General features: G+C 66.8%; 18 protein-coding genes and 1 tRNA gene. 10 read left to right on the top strand and 9 right to left on the bottom strand.

Annotated elements, in window-relative coordinates:
• The first annotated feature begins 63 nt into the window (after positions 1-63).
• Positions 64-138 (top strand) — tRNA-Val (locus tag DFO63_RS13955).
• A gap of 56 nt (positions 139-194) precedes the next feature.
• Here DFO63_RS13955 and DFO63_RS13950 read toward each other — a convergent pair.
• A complete protein-coding gene (locus DFO63_RS13950) occupies positions 195-623 on the bottom strand; it encodes a hypothetical protein (RefSeq protein ID WP_119007213.1) in 429 nt (142 codons plus the stop codon).
• A gap of 566 nt (positions 624-1189) precedes the next feature.
• Here DFO63_RS13950 and DFO63_RS13945 point away from each other — a divergent pair.
• Positions 1190-1570: a tautomerase family protein gene (locus DFO63_RS13945; RefSeq protein ID WP_119007212.1), complete on the top strand. Its 381-nt coding sequence runs from the start codon at positions 1190-1192 to the stop codon at positions 1568-1570.
• A gap of 34 nt (positions 1571-1604) precedes the next feature.
• Here DFO63_RS13945 and DFO63_RS13940 read toward each other — a convergent pair whose 3' ends face one another.
• Both DFO63_RS13940 and DFO63_RS13935 read right to left on the bottom strand, forming a co-directional pair.
• Positions 1605-2702 (bottom strand): XVIPCD domain-containing protein, encoded by a 1098-nt coding sequence (locus DFO63_RS13940; RefSeq protein ID WP_119007211.1) that lies wholly within the window; start codon positions 2700-2702, stop codon positions 1605-1607.
• 41 nt (positions 2703-2743) lie between these two features.
• Entirely contained in the window at positions 2744-3319 is a 576-nt protein-coding gene (locus DFO63_RS13935; RefSeq protein WP_119007210.1) for a hypothetical protein, read from the bottom strand.
• A 241-nt stretch (positions 3320-3560) separates the two neighbouring features.
• Here DFO63_RS13935 and DFO63_RS13930 point away from each other — a divergent pair, with 241 nt between their 5' ends.
• The 3 genes from DFO63_RS13930 (at position 3561) to DFO63_RS13920 (ending at position 7740) form a co-directional block, all read left to right on the top strand.
• Positions 3561-3956 (top strand): DUF2946 family protein, encoded by a 396-nt coding sequence (locus tag DFO63_RS13930; RefSeq protein WP_119007209.1) that lies wholly within the window; start codon positions 3561-3563, stop codon positions 3954-3956.
• 128 nt (positions 3957-4084) lie between these two features.
• Positions 4085-6223: a TonB-dependent receptor gene (locus DFO63_RS13925; protein WP_182474425.1), complete on the top strand. Its 2139-nt coding sequence runs from the start codon at positions 4085-4087 to the stop codon at positions 6221-6223.
• Positions 6224-6234: 11 nt separating this feature from the next.
• Entirely contained in the window at positions 6235-7740 is a 1506-nt protein-coding gene (locus tag DFO63_RS13920; RefSeq protein ID WP_119007208.1) for a PepSY domain-containing protein, read from the top strand.
• Between the two features lie 9 nt (positions 7741-7749).
• Here DFO63_RS13920 and DFO63_RS13915 read toward each other — a convergent pair whose 3' ends face one another.
• On the bottom strand, positions 7750-8883 hold the full coding sequence (locus DFO63_RS13915) for an MFS transporter (protein ID WP_119007207.1): 1134 nt from the start codon (positions 8881-8883) through the stop codon (positions 7750-7752).
• Positions 8884-8894: 11 nt separating this feature from the next.
• Positions 8895-9671 carry a DeoR/GlpR family DNA-binding transcription regulator gene (locus DFO63_RS13910; RefSeq protein WP_119007206.1) on the bottom strand — a complete coding sequence of 259 codons (777 nt, stop codon included), beginning with the start codon at positions 9669-9671 and terminating at the stop codon, positions 8895-8897.
• A 159-nt stretch (positions 9672-9830) separates the two neighbouring features.
• Between DFO63_RS13910 and smqnr the strand changes: the two genes are divergently transcribed.
• Positions 9831-10478, top strand: a complete 648-nt coding sequence (gene smqnr / locus DFO63_RS13905; RefSeq protein ID WP_119007269.1) for a SmQnr family pentapeptide repeat protein — start codon at positions 9831-9833, stop codon at positions 10476-10478.
• Positions 10479-10481: 3 nt separating this feature from the next.
• Here smqnr and DFO63_RS13900 read toward each other — a convergent pair whose 3' ends face one another.
• Both DFO63_RS13900 and DFO63_RS13895 read right to left on the bottom strand, forming a co-directional pair.
• Positions 10482-11156, bottom strand: coding sequence for a class I SAM-dependent methyltransferase (locus DFO63_RS13900; RefSeq protein ID WP_119007205.1), 675 nt, complete (start codon positions 11154-11156; stop codon positions 10482-10484).
• Positions 11157-11254: 98 nt separating this feature from the next.
• Positions 11255-12634: a PLP-dependent aminotransferase family protein gene (locus tag DFO63_RS13895; RefSeq protein ID WP_119007204.1), complete on the bottom strand. Its 1380-nt coding sequence runs from the start codon at positions 12632-12634 to the stop codon at positions 11255-11257.
• Between the two features lie 132 nt (positions 12635-12766).
• On the opposite strand from DFO63_RS13895, the gene DFO63_RS13890 reads away from it, so the two are divergent.
• From DFO63_RS13890 to DFO63_RS13880, 3 genes are all read left to right on the top strand, one after another.
• On the top strand, positions 12767-13630 hold the full coding sequence (locus DFO63_RS13890) for a DMT family transporter (protein WP_119007203.1): 864 nt from the start codon (positions 12767-12769) through the stop codon (positions 13628-13630).
• Between the two features lie 217 nt (positions 13631-13847).
• Positions 13848-14684: an SDR family oxidoreductase gene (locus tag DFO63_RS13885; protein WP_259337431.1), complete on the top strand. Its 837-nt coding sequence runs from the start codon at positions 13848-13850 to the stop codon at positions 14682-14684.
• A 38-nt stretch (positions 14685-14722) separates the two neighbouring features.
• Entirely contained in the window at positions 14723-15601 is an 879-nt protein-coding gene (locus tag DFO63_RS13880) for a LysR family transcriptional regulator (protein ID WP_119007202.1), read from the top strand.
• 13 nt (positions 15602-15614) lie between these two features.
• On the opposite strand, the gene DFO63_RS13875 is transcribed toward DFO63_RS13880, so the two are convergent.
• Positions 15615-16514 carry a LysR substrate-binding domain-containing protein gene (locus DFO63_RS13875; protein WP_119007267.1) on the bottom strand — a complete coding sequence of 300 codons (900 nt, stop codon included), beginning with the start codon at positions 16512-16514 and terminating at the stop codon, positions 15615-15617.
• A gap of 107 nt (positions 16515-16621) precedes the next feature.
• On the opposite strand from DFO63_RS13875, the gene DFO63_RS13870 reads away from it, so the two are divergent.
• Positions 16622-18139, top strand: a complete 1518-nt coding sequence (locus DFO63_RS13870) for an MFS transporter (RefSeq protein ID WP_119007201.1) — start codon at positions 16622-16624, stop codon at positions 18137-18139.
• Here DFO63_RS13870 and DFO63_RS13865 read toward each other — a convergent pair.
• Positions 18123-20210 carry a TonB-dependent siderophore receptor gene (locus DFO63_RS13865; protein ID WP_119007200.1) on the bottom strand — a complete coding sequence of 696 codons (2088 nt, stop codon included), beginning with the start codon at positions 20208-20210 and terminating at the stop codon, positions 18123-18125. The two genes, DFO63_RS13870 and DFO63_RS13865, sit on opposite strands and share 17 nt — an antisense overlap.
• Positions 20211-20452 lie beyond the last annotated feature (242 nt).

The following is a 20452-nucleotide window of genomic DNA, read 5'->3' as shown; positions in this document are numbered from 1 at the left end:
GAATGTGAAAAACTGTTGACGGCCTCTGAAAAGCCCCTATAATGAGCGGCTCAGCAACACACCGGGCGGTTAGCTCAGCGGTAGAGCATTGCCTTCACACGGCAAGGGTCACAGGTTCGATCCCTGTACCGCCCACCATGTTGCAGAACGAAAGAAGCCTCCAGCAATGGGGGCTTTTTTGTTGCCTCGCATAATCAGCGAGGCCTTGCGCCAACCGGCGCCAGGGCATCACCCAGTCCATCCTGTGCAGCGCGCGCGATCTGGCGTGCGGCAACGATCAAGCCGTCCCGATGGAAGTCACCGAGTTGATCCTGTGGATCGCCAGCCAGGCGCGCGCGTTCGGCAGCATGCAGTAGATCCAGTACGGCATTCAATGCGACCAGCGAGCGGTCGAGCGAGTCGAAGCCTGTGGCGCTGAGTGTCTGCGGGGTACACGCGCGCCCGGCCTGGTCATCACCGGCGCGGATGGCATCGAGGCATGAAAGGAACGTTGGGCGCGAAGGTGGCAGCAGTCGCTCCGCCAGTGCGCATTCGATCTCACGCGCAAGGTCCTCGGGCACGTCGGCGGCGACGTCGCCGATAAGCGCGTGCAGGCGGGGATGGATGGCGGTTTGGTTGGTCATGGCGAAACCCTCACTGGCGTAGGGCCACCTTCCAAAGTGAAGGTGGCGGACGGTGCGGGTTGGCGTGCCAAGGCAAACAAGCTTCAAGGGAGAAGAACGCCTGGCGGATCTTGCGATCCCCACGCACCGCCCGCCATTGAGGGCAGTCGATGCATTCTCTCAACTGCGATTTCTCTCGCAGTCCTTGAAGCCTGTTCGTTTATTCGAGACGCCAATCCCGGCCAAGGCTTCTTGCCTCGGCGCGGCGATCTTCAGGCCGGGCAATCACATCGGTCTGTAAGGAAAATTCTCAACTGTCCCTAGGCAGGCCAGACATTTCCCGATGTGTGCCGTCCGACACCTGCGAGTAGTGCGGCCCATCACTGATGGCGCACATCGCCGCCCCTACCGACCGTGCACAAGACGACTCCAGAGCGGCGCCGCCACGGCAATCGCGTCACCCCGCGCGGCGGAGGCGGAACCGTGCCACGGGTCGACGCAGAGGGTTCCATTCCTGCGCTGTCCCGCCGCCCCAGGCAGGCGTAGTCTCAGCCCGTTGCCGTGCCCATCCACTCTGGAGTGCCACCATGCCGCTCGCCCGTATCGATCTTCGCAAAGGTAAATCCGTCGACTACCTGCAACGCGTCGGCGAAACCATCTACCAGGCCATGCGCGCGGTGGGGGTGCCGGAAAATGATCGCTTCCAGATCTTCCAGCAACACGAGCCAGGTACGTTGATCTACGACCCCGGCTATCTGGGCGTGGACCGCACCGACGATTTCATCTGTATCCAGATCACCTGGAACGAGGGGCGCACGTTGGAGCAGAAGAAGGCGCTGTACGCCGGCATCGCCGATGGACTGCACGCGGCGGTGGGTATCCGCCGCGAGGATGTGTTCATCAATCTGGTGGAAGTGAAGAAGGAGAACTGGTCGTTCGGGAACGGGCAGGCGCAGTACGTGAGTTGATGCGGGAACGGCGTCTGCGCCTGACGCGGTTTGCTCAGGCCATGCGCGGCGATGCCTGCTGTTGTGCCTGTTGTTCGTCCTGCGTCGGTCGGCTTGCGTCGCGGGATTGCTGCTGCACGTTGGCCTGCTGATACAGCGTATCCGCGTCGCCCTGCTGCGTATCGAGCAGGGACAGGCGCTGGCGATTGGCGGCAGGGTCCGGCGAGGCGGTGTCGCCGCTGCGATGCAGGAATACGTAGCCGGGTACCTCGGCGGTGCTGTTTGAACTGAATGCCACGTGCAGCGTGTCCTTTTCGCTGAAGCCGGCCTGCACCGCCGCGTGGGTTAGATGGCCGGCCAGTCGTTCGTGCTCCTGCCCGGCAGGCAGTCCGCGCTGTTCGCCGGTCTGGGCGAGCGCAGCACGCACCTTCTGGTCCAAGGCGTAAAGGCTATGCCCCGGCGTGCGCGCATCCGCAGCCAGACGCTCGCCCAAGGAGCCATCAATGCCATCGGTTTCGCTGAGCAGACGCTGCTTCAAGCTGCGCTCGGGCAGGGGATGAGTGGTGGTGCGGTTGAGTTCGCTGTTGGGGAAAGGGGGCTCAATGCTGTCCACGCCATGGATGTTGCGCAGCGGACGATAGCCGTCCTTGCCCTGTGACTGGACGCCCAGCGGAATGCGGACGTCTGGCAGCAATTGGCCAACAGGGCCGCCGATGCTGTTCACGTCCAGGCTGTGCTTGCGCTGGATACCAGCATGATTCAATGCGCCCCAGGTGAAGTCCACGCAGTTGTGACGCACGTCGGCATAGTGCTTGCTGAAGCCGTGCGCTACTGGATCTTCGCCGAACGCTTTGAGCTTGTTGTACTGGGCTTCGGTGATTTCCAGAGAGCGCGTGTAATGCGGGTTCTTGTAGGTCTTTGCATCGTTGTCCACGATGTCACCTGGGCCGTTCATGCTGCCGTGCTCGATCGGTGCAAAGCCGTAGCTTGCCGGATCCTTTCCCGGTGCTCGAAGGACGTAGAACATGTGTCCCGGCCCGGACGTCTGCGCCGAGCCATCAGGATTGCGCAGCGGTTGCTGCGTAACGGGGTGGAGAAGCGGTGTTCCCGGTGCCGCAATGACGATATCGACGATGTAGCGTGGCTTGTCCATGTGCGTGGTGATCCTCCTGGAAGGTGTACGAAGGCGCTGCGCTACTTGGTGAGCGGACGCGATTCGTGAATCAGTATCCTGGCGCTTGCGCCACGAAGTGGTGCGATGTCTTCAACCGTGCTGATCTGTACGCGGTAGCGACTTTGCGCCTGCAACGGCAGCAGCGCGACATGGAGTCGATAGGCCCCATCGCTGCCTCGCTGGGTCTGGGCGTAGTTCAGACCCTTACCGCGGTGCCAGTCTGGCAGAGGCTGGCCAGATTGCGACTGTGCGATCTGGTAGGCGTCGGGGCTTGCCAGCGGCTGCCAAGTGCCGCCGGACCATTGCTGAAGTCCTACGCGTAAAGGAATGTGCAGGTCGCGCGGAGAAGCAGCATCTGGCGATGAGGAAACGTGCTGCAGATCCAGCTCCACCGCATATGTGTGGTAGCTGGCAAAATTGCGCGCCGTGGTTTCGAACTCGAACTGCACCTGCTGGCCGGGCGCGTCCACGGCGATGGGCTGTGAGAGTTCCAGCGGCTCTGGCGGTGGGGGCGGCCCCTTGTCGGCGCAGGCGGCAAGCAGCGCGGTCAGGCCGAGGAGGCTGATGCGCAGCCGGTGTGTGATGCGGGTGGTCATGCGGATCCCTCTGGCTCCTTGCCGTGGCCATCTGAACCCTAACGTTGGCGAGGCGGAGCCTGCAAGCGCCGGGACCGCGGTGCGGTGCATTCACATGTCGCCGCCGGAGGCGAGCCCCTGCGTCACCGTGTCGCAGGGGGTAAACCCTGAACGGGGTCCAAGGTTGGCCATGGCCCCGTAGAATGGCGGCGTGCGCCGTTCTGCTCTCCACCGCCGGTTCCAGGCCCTGGCATGGCTTGCCATGCTGCTGGTGCTGCTCGCCCCGCTGGTGAGCCGCTGGCTGGCGCACGGTCACGTGGCTGCAGCTGTACCGGTGGCAGCCCTGGACCACGCAATGCATGCAGAGCATGCGCAGCACGCGATGGAAGGGCACCACGACCATCACGCGATGGCGATGCCGCACGGCGAGGCCGCAAAGAAGCCGGCCGCCGATCCACATGCCGAGCATGAGATGGGCGTGGACTGCGACTACTGCCTGATCGCAGCGCGGTTGATCACCCTGCTGGTGGCGGCAGTGCTGCTGTTGGCGCCGATGGCACCGGTGTGCCGCGCGCTGCGCGGTGCGGTGCGGGCGTTGCCGCAACGGATCAGCGGCACGTTGGGAGCGCGTGGGCCGCCGGCTTTCATGGCCGCCTGAGCCGCACGCGCGTTGCATTGAACATTTTTCCATGAGGTTGCCGGCCACGGCCGGTGCCCGCACGCGCGTGTTTGTCCCTTTCTGATTGCTGCCCTGCCATTGCGGGGTGGCCTTGCATGCCGTGAAAAATGAAAACGAACCCCAACTCCGCGCGCCTGCGCCGGGCGACGCTGCCTGTCCTGTGCGCGTTGCTCCTGCACACCGCCCCCGTACTTGCCGCCGATGCGGCACCCCCGACCACGCTGGATACCGTGCGGGTGGTCGATACCCGCAGCGGTGAACTGTCGTCCTCCGCCAACGCCGGTTCCGCGCTGGGCCTGAGCGTGCTGCAGACACCGGCCAGCCTGACGGTGATTTCGCGCGAACAACTGGAGCAGCGCGGCGACAGCAACCTCAACGATGCCATCAGCCGGGCGGGTGCGATCAGTGCGATGCCGCACCCGGGCAATGGCCTGAGTGCGCTGTCCAGCCGCGGCTTCACCGATGGCGCTTCGGTGATGCGGCTGTACGACGGGCTGCGACAGTACGGTGGCGTGGGCATCACGTTCCCGTTCGATACCTGGTCGATCGAGCGCGTCGAAGTGCTGCGCGGGCCGGCGTCGGTCATCCATGGCGACGGTGCGATCGGCGGCGTGATCAACATCGTGCCGAAGAAGCCCACGCGTGGTGCGATCGAGAACGAGATCAGCGTAACCGTGGGCAGCGAGGACACCGCGCGCCTGGGCTTCGGCAGCGGTGGCGCGCTGACGCCCGAGCTGGCCTACCGGCTGGACGTGAGTGGCAACTACAGCGGTGGTTGGGTCGATCGTGGGCGCAACAGTGACGCGACATTCTCCGGTGCGTTGCTGTGGCAGCCGCGCGCGGACCTGCAGCTGACCCTCACCCATGCGCAGGGCTACCAGCAACCGATGCGTTACTTCGGCACGCCGCTGGTCGAGGGCCGCCAGCTGGAGGCGCTGCGCCACCGCAACTACAACGTGGACGACAGCCAGATCCGCTATCGCGACCGCTGGACCCAGCTCGATGCGCTGTGGACACCGAACGCGAACGTGGAATGGCGCACGCGCCTCTACCAGATCGGCAGCCAGCGCGATTGGCGCAATGCCGAGGCCTATGTCTACAACCGCGCTACCGGCTTGATCGATCGATCTGGCAATACCGAGATCACCCACAACCAGGACCAGACCGGACTGACCTCGACGCTGCGCGTGCAGGGAACCGCAGGTGGCCTGCAGAACAGCTTCGCGGTGGGCCTGGACGCCAACCGCGCGCACTTCAAGCACACCAACAACACCTATGCCGGCAGCTCGGGCCCGGTTGATCCGTTCGATCCGGTGCCGGGGCAGTTCGCCAGCGACGCACCGAACCTGCCGCGCTACCGCAACCGTGCCGAGCAGTACGCGCTGTTCGTGGAAGACCGGTTGGCGCTGAGCGAGCGCTGGTCGGTGCTGGGTGGGCTGCGCCACGATCGTGCGCGCATCGACCGTACCGATCTGATCAGCGGCCAGAACGCGTTCTCGAAGACCTACAGCAGCATCGGCTGGCGTGCAGGCACGGTATTCGCGCTGCAGCCGACGTTGAGCCTCTATACGCAGTATTCGCAGGCGGCAGACCCGGTCAGTGGCCTGTTGATGATCAGCCCGGCCAACGGGGCATTCGACCTGACCAAGGGGCGGCAGATCGAGGTGGGCCTGAAGCAGGTCTTCGATGGCGGCGAGTGGACGCTGGCGGCGTATCGCATCCGCAAGACCGGGCTGCTCAGCCGCGATCCGCTGGTGCCGGACCGCCGTGTGCAGGTGGGTGCGCAGACCTCGCGTGGTATTGAAGCGTCCTTGAATTGGAACTTCGCGCCGCACTGGTCGTTGGATGCCAACGCGACGGTGCTGAAGGCCGAGTTCGAGGACTTCCTGGAAACCACGGGTTCGCCGCCGATGCTGGTGTCGCGCGATGGCAACGTGCCGCCGAACGTGGCCGAGCGCCTGGCCAGTGTGTGGTTGAGCTGGCAGTTCGCGACGGATTGGAGTGCGGCGGGTGGCGTTCGCTATGTCGGCAAGCGCTACGCCGACAATGCCAACACGCTGGAGTTGCCCGGCTACAGCACCACCGACCTGGCGCTGACGTGGCAGGCAGCACCGCGCACGCGATTGTCCGCGCGCCTGTTCAACGTGTTCGACAAGGCGTACTACGCCACCGCGTACTACACCAGCACGCAGTGGCTGCTGGGTGCGGACCGTCGCGTTGAGTTCACCGTCGACCATCGCTTCTGAGGACGCGCACCATGTCGCTGCGATCCACCGCCAAGCGTTGGACCTACCTGGTGCACCGCTGGCTCGGCATCGGCGGATGCCTGCTGATGCTGCTGTGGTTCGTCAGCGGCATGGTGATGCTGTTCATCGGCTACCCGAAGCTGACGCCGGGCGAGCGGCTGGCGGCATTGCCGGTGCTGGCTGAGGCCCGCGATCTGCGGGGGCTGTCGGTACTGCCTGCCGCCGTGCAGGCCGAGCCGGAAAGCGTGGCGCTGACCACGCTGCGTGGCGAGCCTGCGTATGTGGTGCGCAATGGCAGCAACGTGGGCACCTGGTCGGCGTACACCGGCCAGGCCCTGCTGCCCGTATCGGCACAGCGTGCCGAAGCATCCGCTGCACAGTTCGCCGGCGGCCAGGCCTTCGTGGGTGCGACGCGCGTGGACGAGGACCGCTGGACGCATTCGCGTGCACTGGACGCGCACCGGCCACTGTATCGCGTCGAAGTGGGGGGCGCGCAGCCCGGCGACCTGTATGTGTCCTCGCGTACCGGTGAAGTGGTGCTGGACGCACCGCATGTGCAGCAGCGCTGGAACTATGTGGGCGCCTGGCTGCACTGGCTGTACTTCCTGCGCATGCAGTCGGTGGATCCGGTGTGGGCGTGGGTGGTGATCGTGCTGTCCGCACTGTGCACGTTGGCGGCGGTCAGCGGCATCGTGGTGGGGGTGTGGCGCTGGCGCTTCCGCGGGCGCTACCGCTCCGGCGCGAAGACGCCCTATGTCGAACCATGGATGCGCTGGCACCATCTGATCGGGCTGGTGGCTGCGGCCTTCGTGTTCACCTGGATCTTCAGTGGGCTGATGTCGATGAATCCATTGGGCGTCTTCAGCAGCACGCGCGAGGCGATCGACAGCGGGCGCTATCGCGGTGACGCGGTGGCGGTGGATGGCGCGCTTGACGAGCCGGCGACACTTCTGACGGTAGCCGATGCCGAGCACTTTCTGCCGGTGGAGATCCAGTGGCGACGGATCGGTGGTGAGCTGTTCGCGGTGCTGCTGGATGGGAAAGGCGATACCCGCATCGTGTCTGGCAGCGATGGGCATCTGCAGGTGGCGCGCCTGCTGCCGGCGACGTGGCTGCAGCAGAAGGTGCGTGCACTGTCCGATGCGCCGATGCAGGGTTTCGTGGTGCAGCGTGCAGCAGACGCCTACTTCTATCCGCGTGCGCCCGAGGCCATGAATGGTGCGGCGGTACGCCGCTTTCCGGTGGCGGTGGTGGACTTCGGCGATGCCGAGGCGACGCGCGTCTATATCGATCTGGCTACTGGCGATCCGTTGCTGACGATGGGGCATCGCGAGAGGGTGGGGCGCTGGCTGTTCTACTTCCTGCACAGCTGGGATCTTCCGGCGATGCTGCGCCAGGAAGGTGCCCGGCTGGCGGTGTTGCTGCTGCTGAGCGCTGCCGGCACCGCGTTGTGTGCCACGGCGACGGTGATCGGCTATCGGCGATTGCGGATGAAGCTGCGGCGCAGGCGGCGCTGATGCCGCGGGCTACACCCGCAGCCAACGCGTGGACATTGCCACCAGCAACAAGGCCGTGGCCACGCCGATGAAGGCGGCGATCAGGCCGAAGTGGTTGGCAGCGAAACCGATCAGCGCCGGTCCGGCAAGGATGCCCGCAAAGCCCAGCGTGGAAACGGCGGTGATTGCCAGCGCACCCGGCATGCGCGTCTGGTGGCCGGCCAGCGAGAACAGCGCCGGTGCGATGTTGGCGCAGCCGAGGCCAACCAGCACATAGCCGAGCAGTGACGCCGGCCACGGCGTGACCAGGGTCAGTACCAGTACGCCCGCGGCGGCGAGCAGCGCGCCGAACACGATCGCGCGCTCACGGCCTACGCGTGCCACCAGTGCGTCACCGAACAGGCGCGCGACGGTCATGGTCAGGGTGAAGACTACATAGCCGATACCGGCGAGGCTGGCATCGACGCGACGTACATCGCTGAGGAAGACCGCGCTCCAATCCAGCATCGCGCCTTCGCCGAGGAAGGCGACGAACGCCAGCACGCCGATGAACAGCACGATGCCATGCGGCAGGGCCAGCATCGGTGTGTCGTGTGGCATGCGTTCGCTGTGCCAGTGCGATGCCGACAACAGCATCACCAGCAGCATGGCGCCGACGCCGATCAGCACGGATGCCAAGGGAGGCAGCTGTGCGGACAGCAGCACGGTCATGGTGGCCGCGCCGAGGAAACCACCGATGCTGAAGAAGGCGTGGAAGCCGGACATCATCACGCGCCGTGCTTCGCGCTCGACGATGACGGCCTGCACGTTCATCGTGCAGTCCATCGCGCCTACGGCGGCGCCGAACACGAACAGGACCAGCCCTAGAATCCGGGCCGAACCAGCTAGGGCCAGGCCGGGCACGGTCAGGCAGATCAGCAGGCTGCTGGCCACCATCACCCGCCGGCAACCGAGGCGCGCGGCCAGCACGCCGGACAACGGCATTGCCAGCAGCGAACCGGCACCGAGGCAGAGCAGCACCAGCCCCAGCGTGGCGTCGTTGATCTCGGTGCGTGCCTTTGCGAACGGCACCAGGGTGGCCCACAGCGCGGTGGCGAAGCCGGGAATGAAGAACGCAGCGCGGGTCGCGTGCTGTTCGGCACGCGCGCGGTTGGCAAGGGACATGAGCGGTACGGTCAGGGGGGAGTGGGGTGTACCGCGATGCCTGCGGCGCGGAAGCGTGCCGCCAATGCGGGGGGGGCGGTGGTGGTCAGCACCAGGTCGTCGATCTCGTCCAGGCTGGCGATCTGCCAGTTGCCGCGGGCACCCAGCTTTTCAGTAGTGGCGGCGACGATGACACGGCTGCTGCAGGCCACCATCGCGCGTTTCAGCGTGGCTTCTTCCGCATCCATTGCCCACACGCCGGTGTCGCCGTCCACCGCGCAGGGGCCGGGCAGGTACACGTCGGCACGCAGGCGCTGCACCTGGGCCAGTGCTTCTGCGCCGACCGCACCACCGCCACGGGCCAGGCGCCCGCCGATCAACTGCACTGAGGTGCCTTCAAGCAGGCTGGCGGCCGTGGCGATCTGTGGCGCGTTGGTGATCACCGTCAGGCCGAGGGCGGCCGGCAGCTGCTGGGCGATCGCCAGGTTGGTTGAACCGGCATCGAGCAGCACGACCTGGCCGGGTTGCAGCAGCGCGCAGACGCGGGCGGCCAGTTCGGCCTTGTCGCCGCGATCGCGGGTCAGTCGTTCGCGTAGTGGGCGTTCCTTGGGCGGCGGCAGCACGGCGCCGCCGTAGACGCGCTGGCACAGGCCCTGCGCAGCCAGCTCGCGCAGGTCGCGGCGGATCGAATCTTCGGAGACGGCATAGCGGCGCGCCAGCTCGGCGGCGACCACGCGGCCCTGCTGGCGCAGTTCGTCGAGGATCTGCTGGGTGCGCTGGGCGGGGAGGGGGCTGAGATCGGTGCTCATGCCAGGAGTGTGCATGTTCGTGCATTAACGTGCAACAACGTGCGATCCGGGCGAGTGGCCACAGACCGGCTGGACTGCCGGTGAACCCGACCGCGCCAGCGTCTATGGATCGCCCTCGCGGCCCGGCATCATGGCAGGGCACTTGGCATGGAATTCCTGATGTCCCCCATCGTTCACCGCAAGCTGCGCATCGGCGCGGACCAGTACATCGGCCAGAAGGTGGTCGACCAGCAGTTCCACGAGTGCGATTTCTCCGGCGCGGACCTGACCGGCACCGAGTTCATCAACTGCAGCTTCTACGATGCCGACAGTCGCGCCGGCTGCCGCTTCAACGGCGCCACATTGAAGGAAGCCAGCTTCCGCAGCTGCGACATCAGCATGTGCCACTTCAATTTCATCAAGGCGCTGGGCCTGGAGATCAGCGAGTGCCGCGCGCAGGGCGCGGATTTCAGCAACGCCAGCTTCATGAACCAGATCACCACGCGCAGCTGGTTCTGCAGCGCCTTCATCAAGAAGTCGAACCTGCGCTATGCCAATTTCTCGCGGGTGACGCTGGAGAAATGCGAACTGTGGGAAAACCGCTGGGATGGCGCGAATGTGAGCGGCGCCAGCTTCGCAGGCTCGGATCTGTCCGGTGGCCAGTTCGAGGGCATCGACTGGAACAGCGCCAACTTCACCGACTGCGACCTGACCCACTCAGAGCTGGGTGAGCTGGACCTGCGCAGCACCAACCTGCGCGGTGCCACGCTGGATGTGCAGCAGGTGGCACTGCTGATGCAGCGCATCGGCATCACCGTGGTTCCGTAGGCATCACCCGGCGTACGCCACCCAACCCTTGAAGCTGAAGCCTGCGTAGAACAGCTCCACGCCGTCGAAGTCGGCCTCCTGCAGCAGCGCGACCTCCTGTTCGGGCGACAGCAACGGCAGCCGCTCGGCAATGGCGTCGATTGCGCGCTGTGCATCGGCGTGGGCAACGCCCGAGGTTTCGGCGAACGCTGCGTAGCGCTGCAACCAGCGCAGCTTGCCGGCCGGATCCTGCGGCACGCTGTGGTGGGCGACGATCAGAGGGGCGCCCTGGCGCAGTCGCTTGTGCAGTTCGCGCAGCGTATGCAGGCGTTGCGTAGCGTCGAGGAAGTGCAGGGTCAGCAGGCAGCTGGCACCATCGAAGCGCACGTCCGGGGCATCGTCGATGTAGCCTTCCAGCAGCTCAACGCGTGCGTTCAACGGGCCCAGTGTCTGCTCGGCCAGGGCCAGCATCGGCGCGGCCGGGTCCACGCCCAGCAGCTGCCAGCCCGGTTGCGCCTCGGCAAAGGCCTTCAGCTCCAGGCCACCACCGGCGCCCAGCACCAGCACGCGCCCCTGCACGTGGACACGTTCGGCCAGCAGCAGGTGAGTCATCTGCTGCAGGGCGAGGAAACCCGGCACCTGGCGCAGCGGGCCCTCGGCATAGCGGGCAACGGCCTGCGGATCGGAAAACGAAGACATGCGTGCATTCCTGCAACAGGGACATACCACTGTACCGTGGCATGCAAGTGCCTTTGCCGCGGGACACTCCCGCCTGCGCTGACCGGCTTGCATCCCGCTCAGCGCAACTCCCGCGCCAGCACCTGCCAGATCCTCGCGTCCTGGCACTGCGAAACGTTGAAGCGCAGATAGTCGGCCGCGCGCTGCGACTGGCTGAACGCGTTGCCAGGCGCCAGCACGATGCCTTCGCGCAGGCACTGCCGCGCCAGTGCGGCGGCATCGCGGCCATCCGGCAGTTGGCACCACAGGAACAGTCCGGCTTCCGGCTGCAGCCACGGCGTGATGCCAAGCGTGTGCAGCTTGCGCAGCGTGTGCCGGCGCACATCGGCCAGGCGCGAACGTATTGACTGCATGTGGCGGCGGTAGCCGCTGTCGGTCAGCGCGATGTGCATCAGCTGCGCGGCCAGGTGGCCACCGCCGAAGCTGGTCGCCAGCTTCAGGTCGGTCAACGCTTCGATCCAGTCATGGCGCGCAGCGATGTAGCCGCAGCGCGATGCGGCCGACAGTGTTTTGGAGAAGCTGCCGACGTGGATCACCCGTGACAGCCCATCGAGCGCGGCCAGCCGCGGTGCAGGCTGCAGTTCGAAGTCGGCGAAGATGTCGTCCTCGACGATGATCACCTCGCTGCGTTCGGCCAGGCCCAGCAGGCGGTGCGCGGTGCTGGCAGAAAGCACCGCGCCGGTCGGGTTGTGCAGGCCGGAGTTGGTGATGTACAGCCGCGGCGAATGCTCCTGCAATGCGCGTTCGAACGCTTCCAGGTCCGGGCCGGTGGGCGTGTACGGCACACCCACTGCCTGCACCTGGTGCGCCTTCAGCAGCGCGTGGTAATTGAAGTAGCTGGGGTCATCGACCAGCACGCAGTCACCGGGCTTGAGCAGGAAGCGGCAGATGAGGTCGACCGCGTGCGTCCCGGATTCGGTCAGCAGGATCTGCTCCATCGGTGCATCGATGCCGAGCGTGGCGCTTCGCCGTTGCAGCAGCTGGCGCAACGCGGGCAGCCCGAGCGGGCCGGCGTAGTCGGCCAGATGCATGGCATCGGCACGCGCCAACCGGCGCAGGCCGCGGCGCACGCCATCGTGATACAGCCAGTCGCTGGGCATCCAGCCGCACCCTGGCTTGAGGTGGCCCGGCGGGGTTTCCAGCGATTGCCGCGACACCCATAGCGGGTCCACGGCGCGGTCCAGCCGGGGCTCCATCTCGGCCAGTGCCAGCGGTGCGGCGGGCCCACTGACATAGAAGCCGGATCCTGCGCGCGCCGTGATCAGGCCTTCGGCCGCGAGGCGCTCGTAGGCTTCGACCACGGTGGAGACTGAGACTGCCATCGCTGCGGCTTGCGCGCGCACCGAAGGCAGGCGGGAGCCGGGACCATCCACGCGTGCGGTGATGCGGTTGCGGACGGCCTGGATGACCGATTCGATGCGGGTAAGCGGACGTGGCATGACAGCACTGTAGTGGAAGTGTGGGCAGTACAGTTCTTTGCGACTGTACTGGATTGTAGCTGGGGCGGTTCCGCGCTGGATGCTTCCATACAGGCTCCGCCAGGCATCGCCCGGCACTTCAGGATTACAGGCGTGGAACGGTCGGCGAGCGGTTGTATCAATGGCTTCATCGGGGTGGTGATTTTCGCGGGCTCGTTGCCGGCCACCCGCTTGGCGGTGCTTGAACTGGATGCCGGGTTCGTCACCGCCGCACGCGCCACCATCGCCGCTGTGCTCGGCCTGGGTCTGTTGTTGCTGCTGCGCCAGCCGTGGCCGCGCCGCAGTGACCTGCCAGGCCTGGTGGTGGTCAGCCTCGGCGTGGTGGTCGGCTTTCCGTTGCTGACTGCGCTCGCTCTGCGTCACGCCTCATCGGCGCACACCATCGTGTTTGTCGGCCTGCTGCCACTGAGCACCGCAGTATTCGGCGTGCTGCGCGGTGGCGAGCGGCCGCGTCCTGCCTTCTGGCTGTTCTCGTTGCTGGGCAGTGCCTGCGTGGTCGGCTATGCGGTGCGCAACGGCATCGAGGCCTCGCTGCAGGCCGACCTGCTGATGCTGGCGGCGATCGTGGTGTGCGGGCTGGGCTATGCCGAAGGCGGCCGGCTCGCCCGCCATCTCGGCGGTTGGCAGGTGATCAGCTGGGCGCTGCTGCTGGCGTTGCCGGTGATGCTGCCGCTGACGGTACTGATGCGCCCGGCCTCGTTCACTGCGGTCGGTGCGTCGGCGTGGTGGGCGCTGGGCTACGTGGCGGTGTTCAGCATGCTGATCGGTTTCCTGTTCTGGTACCGCGGGCTGGCGCAGGGCGGCATCGCCGCTGTTGGCCAGTTGCAGTTGCTGCAGCCGTTCTTCGGCCTGGCCCTGGCCGCGCTGCTGCTGCACGAATCGGTCAGCCTCAGCATGGTGCTGGTGACCGTGGTCGCGGTGATCTGCGTCGCCGGCGCACGCCGCTTCAGCCGCTGAGCGAAAAAGGGGACCGAAAAAGGGGACGGAGGGGATTAAGTCGTAATCGGTCCTGCTGTGCCTGAAACGACTTAATCCCCTCCGTCCCCTTTTTCAGTGATAGCGCGGGCGTATCGTGGGCTGTGGTCAACGGTATTGGCCGGACGCGGTGCGCTTGGCCGAAGCTGTGCCGATGCAGCCAATTTCCCGAATTTCCTTTGAAGGCCAGGTTGGCCTGGTGACGGGTGCCGCCGGTGGACTGGGCCTGGCCTACAGCCGCCTGCTGGCCGAGCGCGGGGCGCAGGTGCTGATGCATGACGTCGGTGCCGGTACCGATGGCCAAGGCGTTGATCCGCAGCGCATCGTGCGCAGCGTCGAAGTGCTGCAGGCGCAGGGGCTTTCGGTGCAAGCGGCGAGCAACCCCATCGACCATCGCGCCGGTTGCCATGCGCTGGTGCAGGAACTGCTGCAGGCGCATGGCCGCATCGACTTCCTGATCCACAACGCGGGCTGGGTCGAGTACCAGGCGCTGGAAGTGATCGAGGACGACGCGCTGGAGCGGATGCTGTGCCTGGCGGCGAAGACGCCGTTGTGGCTGGCGCAGGCGGCGTGGCCGGCCATGCGCGCAACGGGCGGCGGGCGCATCGTCATCACCACGTCCGATCGCGCGCTGTATCCCCAGTACGCGCAGCGCGGGCTGTCCGCCTATGCGATGGGCAAGCTGGCCGCGCTGGGCCTGGTCAATGTGCTGGCGCTGGAAGGTGCCGAGCATGGCATCGTGGTCAACGCGGTTTCGCCGGTGGCAAAGACCCGCATGTGGGGCATCGACGGCGAGCCCGACGAACTGCATCCGGAAGCCGTTGCGCAAGGCGTGGCCTATCTGGCATCCACGCGTTGCCAGGACGGCGGGTGGGCGCTGCGTGCCAGCAACGGGCAGTTCCATGCGCTGCGCCTGCAGGAAGCCGAGCATGTGGCGTACCCGCGGGATCTGCGCGCGGTGACTGCTGACAGCATCGAATCGGTCGCGCTGCAGTGGCCGGCCATCGCCCGCGCGAGCGTGGACGTGCGCAGCTGAGAGCGTACCCTAGGCGGGTTTCCGCTGCCTGCACCGAGATGATCGACCTGCGCCTGCTTCGCCAGTTCGTGGCCGTGGCCGAAGAGCTGCATTTCCACCGCGCCGCCGCCCGCCTGCACATGTCACAGCCGCCGCTGACGGCGGCGATACGACGGCTGGAAGACGCGCTCGGAAGTGAACTGATCGTGCGCGGCAACCGTACCCTGGGCCTGACCGTGGCGGGGCAGACGCTGCTGGTGGAGGCGCGGGCAACGCTGCAGCAGGCCGAGCAGGCGCTGCAACGCACCCGCGAGGCTGCAGCGGGGCAGTCCGGCAGCCTGCGCGTGGGCTATGTGGGCAGTGCGCTGTATGGACGCCTGCCAGGTTTGATTCGCCGCTTCCGCCAGCAATACCCGCAGGTACAGCTGCACCTGCAGGAAGCGACGTCGCGCCAGCAGCAGTTGTGGCTGCGTGAGCAGCGCATTGATGTCGGCGTGTTGATTCCACCGATTCCCGCCGCCGAGCTGCTGCTGCACGCCTTCGACCACGACCGCCTGGCGATTGCGCTGCCGCGTGCACATGTGCTGGCCGACGCGCCGGAGGTCAGTGTGGCGATGATGGCTGACGAACCGTTCGTTTCATGGCCGGCAGGCGAGGGCATCGGCTTCCATGCGCAGGTGCTGGGCCTGTGCACCGCTGCGGGCTTCACCCCGCGCGTGGTGCAGGAAGCGCAGGGCATGCATGCGGTGCTGTCGCTGGTGGCGGTGGAGGCGGGCGTGGCGATCGTTCCGGCCAGCATGGTCAGCTTCCGCCCGCAGGAGATCGTCTATCGCGTGCTGGAGAGCGAAGCAGCGCGCTTTGACCTGCCGTTCTGCATGCGGCCGGAATCACCGTCGCCGGTGCTGCGCAATTTCCTGCAGACGGCGGGCACCAACTGATTCTGTGGACCCGCTACGCCTCGTCGCCGCGGAACAGGTTGGCAACGGCATAGTCGATGAACACCCGCAGGCGTGCACTGGGATGGCGCCCACCGGGCCACAGCAACGAGAACTGCCCCTGGTGCGTGGGCAGCGCAGGCAGCACCCGTTGCAGGCGGCCATCGGCCAGCGCGTCAGCGGCGAGGAAGTCAGGCATCCAGGCCAGGCCCATGCAACCGATCGCAGCGGCCAGCACGGCTTCCATGTTGTTGCAGGTCATCGCCGTGGGAAGGCGTGCCCCGGCATCGCCTTCGATGCCCGGCAGCTGCCACGGATGCAGCTTTCCGGTGGTGGGGTAACGGAAGCGCAGCGCGGTATGCATGCGCAGCTCGCTCACATCACCGGGCGTACCGTGCGCCTGCAGATAGCCCGGCGCCGCACAGAGGATGAAACGAAAGCCACCCAGCCGTCGTGCGGTCAGGCTGGAATCGGCCAGTTCACCGCTGCGTATCACCGCATCGAGGCCTTCGCTGACCACATCGACGATGCGGTCGTTGAAGTCCAGTTCCAGCTGCACCTGCGGGTAGCGTTGCTGGAAGCCGGGCAGCACCGGCAGCAGGAAGCGGTAGCCGATGGTGGGCAGGCCGATGCGCAGCAGCCCGCTGGGGGCGTGCTGTCGCTGCGCCAGGTCTGCCTGCGCTTCGGAAAGTTCATCCAACGCACGCCGGCAGCGCTGCAGCAGCAGTTCGCCTTCATCGGTGAGGTGCACGCGGCGGGTGGTGCGCTGGAACAGGCGCGTGCCGAGTTCCTGTTCAAGGCGGGCGATGCGCTTGCCGACCGCCGATGCGGACAGGCCGAGTACGCGGGCGGCACCGATGATGCTGCCCGCCTCCGCGGTGCGGACGAAGGCGAGCAGGGCAGAGATGGAGTCCATGAAGGGCATGATTGCGGAACAATCGGCCGCAATCAACGTCCATCGAGCCTGTTTTTCAGCAATAGCGGCCTGTCCATCATCAATGCCCCTGATGGATGGAGGCCCGCATGGCCCCGGTTTCGATGCTCCCCGTACGTTCCCGCACACATCAGCGCTGGACGCTGCTCGCGGTCTGCCTGGCCGCGCTGGCGCTGCCGTTGTCCTTCTCGGCCGGGGCGGTCGTGGTGCCCGCACTGGCCCATTCCGTGGCGGCGTCGCCGACTGCGCTGGCGTGGGTGACCAACGCCTTCATGCTGACCTTCGGCAGCCTGCTGCTCGCTGCCGGTGGCCTGGCCGACCGCTATGGCCGACGGCGGTTGTTCCTGCTGGGCACAGCGGGTTTCACCATCGCCACGGCCGTTGTCTGCCTTGCGCCGACGCTGTTGTGGCTGGATCTGGCGCGCGGGTTGCAGGGTGTTGCCGCTGCAGCGGCATTGGCATCCGGTACGGCGGCGCTGGCGCATGCGTGGCAGGGGCCGGTGCGTGCCCGTGTGTTCGCCCTGCTGGGCACCACGTTCGGTGCTGGGTTGGCGCTGGGGCCGCTGCTCGCCGGACTGCTGCTGCAGGTACTGGGATGGCGCAGCGTGTTTGCGGCGGGCGGTGTACTGACGTTGGCGGCCTTCGCGCTGGGCGCACGCGTGTTGCCCGAAAGCCAGGGCGAGCGCGGGCGGCTGGATGTCGGCGGCATGCTGGGCTTCAGCCTGATGCTGGCGGCGTTGACCCTGGCCCTGCTGTGGCTGGGGGAATTCGGCCTGCATGCCGTGCGCGTGCAGCTGGCGCTGCTGGCGACGGTGCTGCTGGGCGCGGTGTTCGTCTGCACCGAACGGCTGCAGCGCTCACCGTTGCTGGACCTCTCGCTGTTCTCGCAACCGGCGTTCCTGGGTGTCCAGCTGCTGCCGGTCGCAACCTGCTTCGGCTACGTGGTGCTGCTGGTGGTGCTGCCCCTGCAGCTGCTGGGCGTGCACGGCCAGAGCACGACCCTGGTGGGGCTGCAGATGCTGGCCCTGTCCGCGCCGATGCTGGTGCTGCCGATGCTGGCCGCACGCTGGGCCGAGCGCGTTGGAAGTGCGCGGCTGTGCGCACTGGGCCTGCTGGTCTGTGCCTCTGGCCTGTACCTGTTGTCGCGCTACGCATCGCACCCGTCGCCCTCGCAGTGGGTGCCGTTGCTGATGCTGATCGGTGCGGGCACGGCCTTGCCGTGGGGCTTGATGGATGGGCTGTCGGTGAGCGTGGTGCCGGTGCAGCGCGCAGGCATGGCCGCCGGCATCTTCGGAACGGTGCGGGTGGCCGGTGAGGGCATCGCATTGGCCGCAGTCACGGCCTTGCTTGCGCTGCTGATCGGCCACCAGCTGCAGGGAGCATCGCCGGCATCGCTGGCGCGTGCCGGTGCCTATCTGGCGACGGGGGCGCATGCACAGGCGCAGGCACTGCTTCCGGCGATGAGCGGCGCACAGCTGCAGCAGGCCAGTGCCGAGGCGCTGGCGATACTGCTGCGTGTCCTGGCGCTGCTGACCGCCGCATGCGCTGTGCTGTTGCACCTGCTGCTGCGGCGGCCAGCGTTGACTGTGATCAGAACCGGTAGCTGATGGTGCCGGTCACTACGCGCGGGTAGCCGGCGAAGCAGTCGCCGAAGGTACGGCACGGCGCGTAGTAGCGCTTGTCGGTGAGGTTGGTGATGTTCAACGCCATCGTCCAGTCAGTCACCTGTACTTCCACCAAGGCGTCTGCCAGCGTGTAGCTGGGGGTGATGATGCGCCCGCCGTTGCCCAGCGAGACCGTGTTGCCGACATGGCGCACGCCCAGGCCCAGGCGCAGGCGTGCGGCATCGTCCAGCTGGAAGCCCTTCGAAATCCATGCCGAGGCCAGGTCCTGCGGGGTGTCGTTCAGGCGCTGGCCCACTTCCAATGCGAAGTTGCTGCGGCTGACCTCGGCCTCGTTGCGCGCAACGGCGGCGGTGACGGTGAGGTCGTTGGCGAACTGGAACTGGCCTTCCAGCTCGATGCCCCTGGAGCGGATCTGCCCGGTCTGCACTACGTTCAGTACGTTGTCCGGGTCGTTGGTCTGCCGGTTGGTTTCGGTGATGCGGTACGCCGCCATCGTCAGCAGCAGGTTGCGCGCGGGTTGCCACTTGATGCCGGCCTCGCTCTGGCGGCCACGCATCGGCTTGAAGGCCTGGCCGAACAGGTCCTGGCCAGTGACCGGCAGGAACGATTCGCTGTAACTCAGGTAGGGCGACACCCCGGCACCCAGTTCGCCGATCAGGCCGGCGCGATAGGTGGTGGCGTTGTCGGTCTGGCTGGGCTGGCCTTCCGTCTTCGAGCGCGCATGGTCGCGGCGCGCACCCAGTACCAGCGACACGCGGTCGGCCCAGCGGATCTGATCCTGCACGTACAGACCCAGCTGCGTGGAGGTCTGGTCGGGTTGGCGGTCCCAGCCACGCAGCGTCGGCGCCACAGATACCGGGGCGTAGATGTCGATCGGCGTGCCGGTGGCATCCAGGCGCTGCAGCTGTTCCTTGTATTGGCTGTAATCCACGCCGGCCAGCAGCAGGTGCTGGAAGGCGCCGGTGGCGAAGTCGAACTGCAGCGCGTTGTCGGCGCTGAGGATCTGCACGTCCGGGCGGGTGCCATAGGCCGTGCGGTTGACCACGCGACGTGCGGCGTCGATGAACGGATCGGCCGGGTTGCTGTAGCTGTCCACGTACATCTGCTGCAGCGTCGTTTTACCATCGATGTAGCGCACGGCCGAGCGCAGGCTGAGCACGTCGTTGAAGCTGTGGTCGAACAGCGCGGTCAGGCTGTAGACGCGGGAGTCGATGCGGTCGAAGCCCGGGTCGCCGATGAAGGTGGAGGGATCCAGGCGGCGGCCGGGTGGCGCCAGCAGGGTCGCGGCCAGCGGCAGGAACTGCTGGCTGGAGCCGGTCTTGTCATGCTGGTAGCTGGCCAGCAGGGTCAGGGTGCTGCGTTCGCCGCGCCAGCTGATCGATGGCGCCAGGTAGACGCGATCATCCTTGAGCGTGTCGGTCTGCATGTTGGAGGCGCGTACCAGCCCGACCAGGCGACCGGCCACGGAGCCGTCCGCGTTCAATGCACCGCCGACGTCACCCTGCAGCTGCCTGCGATCGAAGCTGCCCAGCTGCACGGCGAGCTCGCCGCGTGCCGCACCGAAGGTGGGGCGCTTGCTGATGGCGTTGATGATGCCGCCGGTGGCGCCGGCGCCGTACAGCACCGAAGACGGTCCGCGCAGCACTTCCACCCGCTCCAGGCCGTAGATCTCCGGTCGCGCCAGCGGGCTGAAGCCGTAGCTGCGGCGCAGGCCATCCACGTACTGCACCGGGTCCAGGCCGCGTACCGAAGTAGCGTCGTTGCGCGTATCCAGGCCCCAGGCATCGGCGGTGACGCCCGCGCTGTAGCGCAGCACTTCCTGCAGGTTGTGCGCGCCGCGATCGGTGAACAGCTGTTGGGTGACCACGCTGATCGCCTGTGGCGTCGCGGTCAGCGCGGTATCGGTCTTGGTCGCGGTACTGGCGCGATCGGCAACGACGCTGACGCGGTCCAGGGTCCGGGCGTCCGGTGTTTCCGCAGCCACAGCCAGTGGTGCGATGAGGGCACCGGGCAGCGCCAGGGCAAGGGAGAGCAGGGTGTGGCGGGCAGGCATGGCGGTCGGTCCATGGAAGATCGCCGCGGATTATCGGGATTGCCTCGAATTGATGCAAATGATTATCAATATCGCGTCATCCGGCGGTCGCCTTCGCATCACGCTCCCTATGCCGGCCCGCGCCTAGCCTTGATCGTCCCCGTCCCCCACGGAGACCCGCCATGTGGCTGCTCGACCATCTCTGGCCCGGCCGTAGACCACTTCCTCCCCCGGTCGCGGACGCGCCGCAGGCGCCGCCACGC

This window comes from Stenotrophomonas sp. AG209 (assembly GCF_003550055.1).
GTDB lineage: Bacteria > Pseudomonadota > Gammaproteobacteria > Xanthomonadales > Xanthomonadaceae > Stenotrophomonas.
Note: the sequence above shows the minus strand (reverse complement) of the source record. Positions and strands in the feature narration are given on the sequence as shown.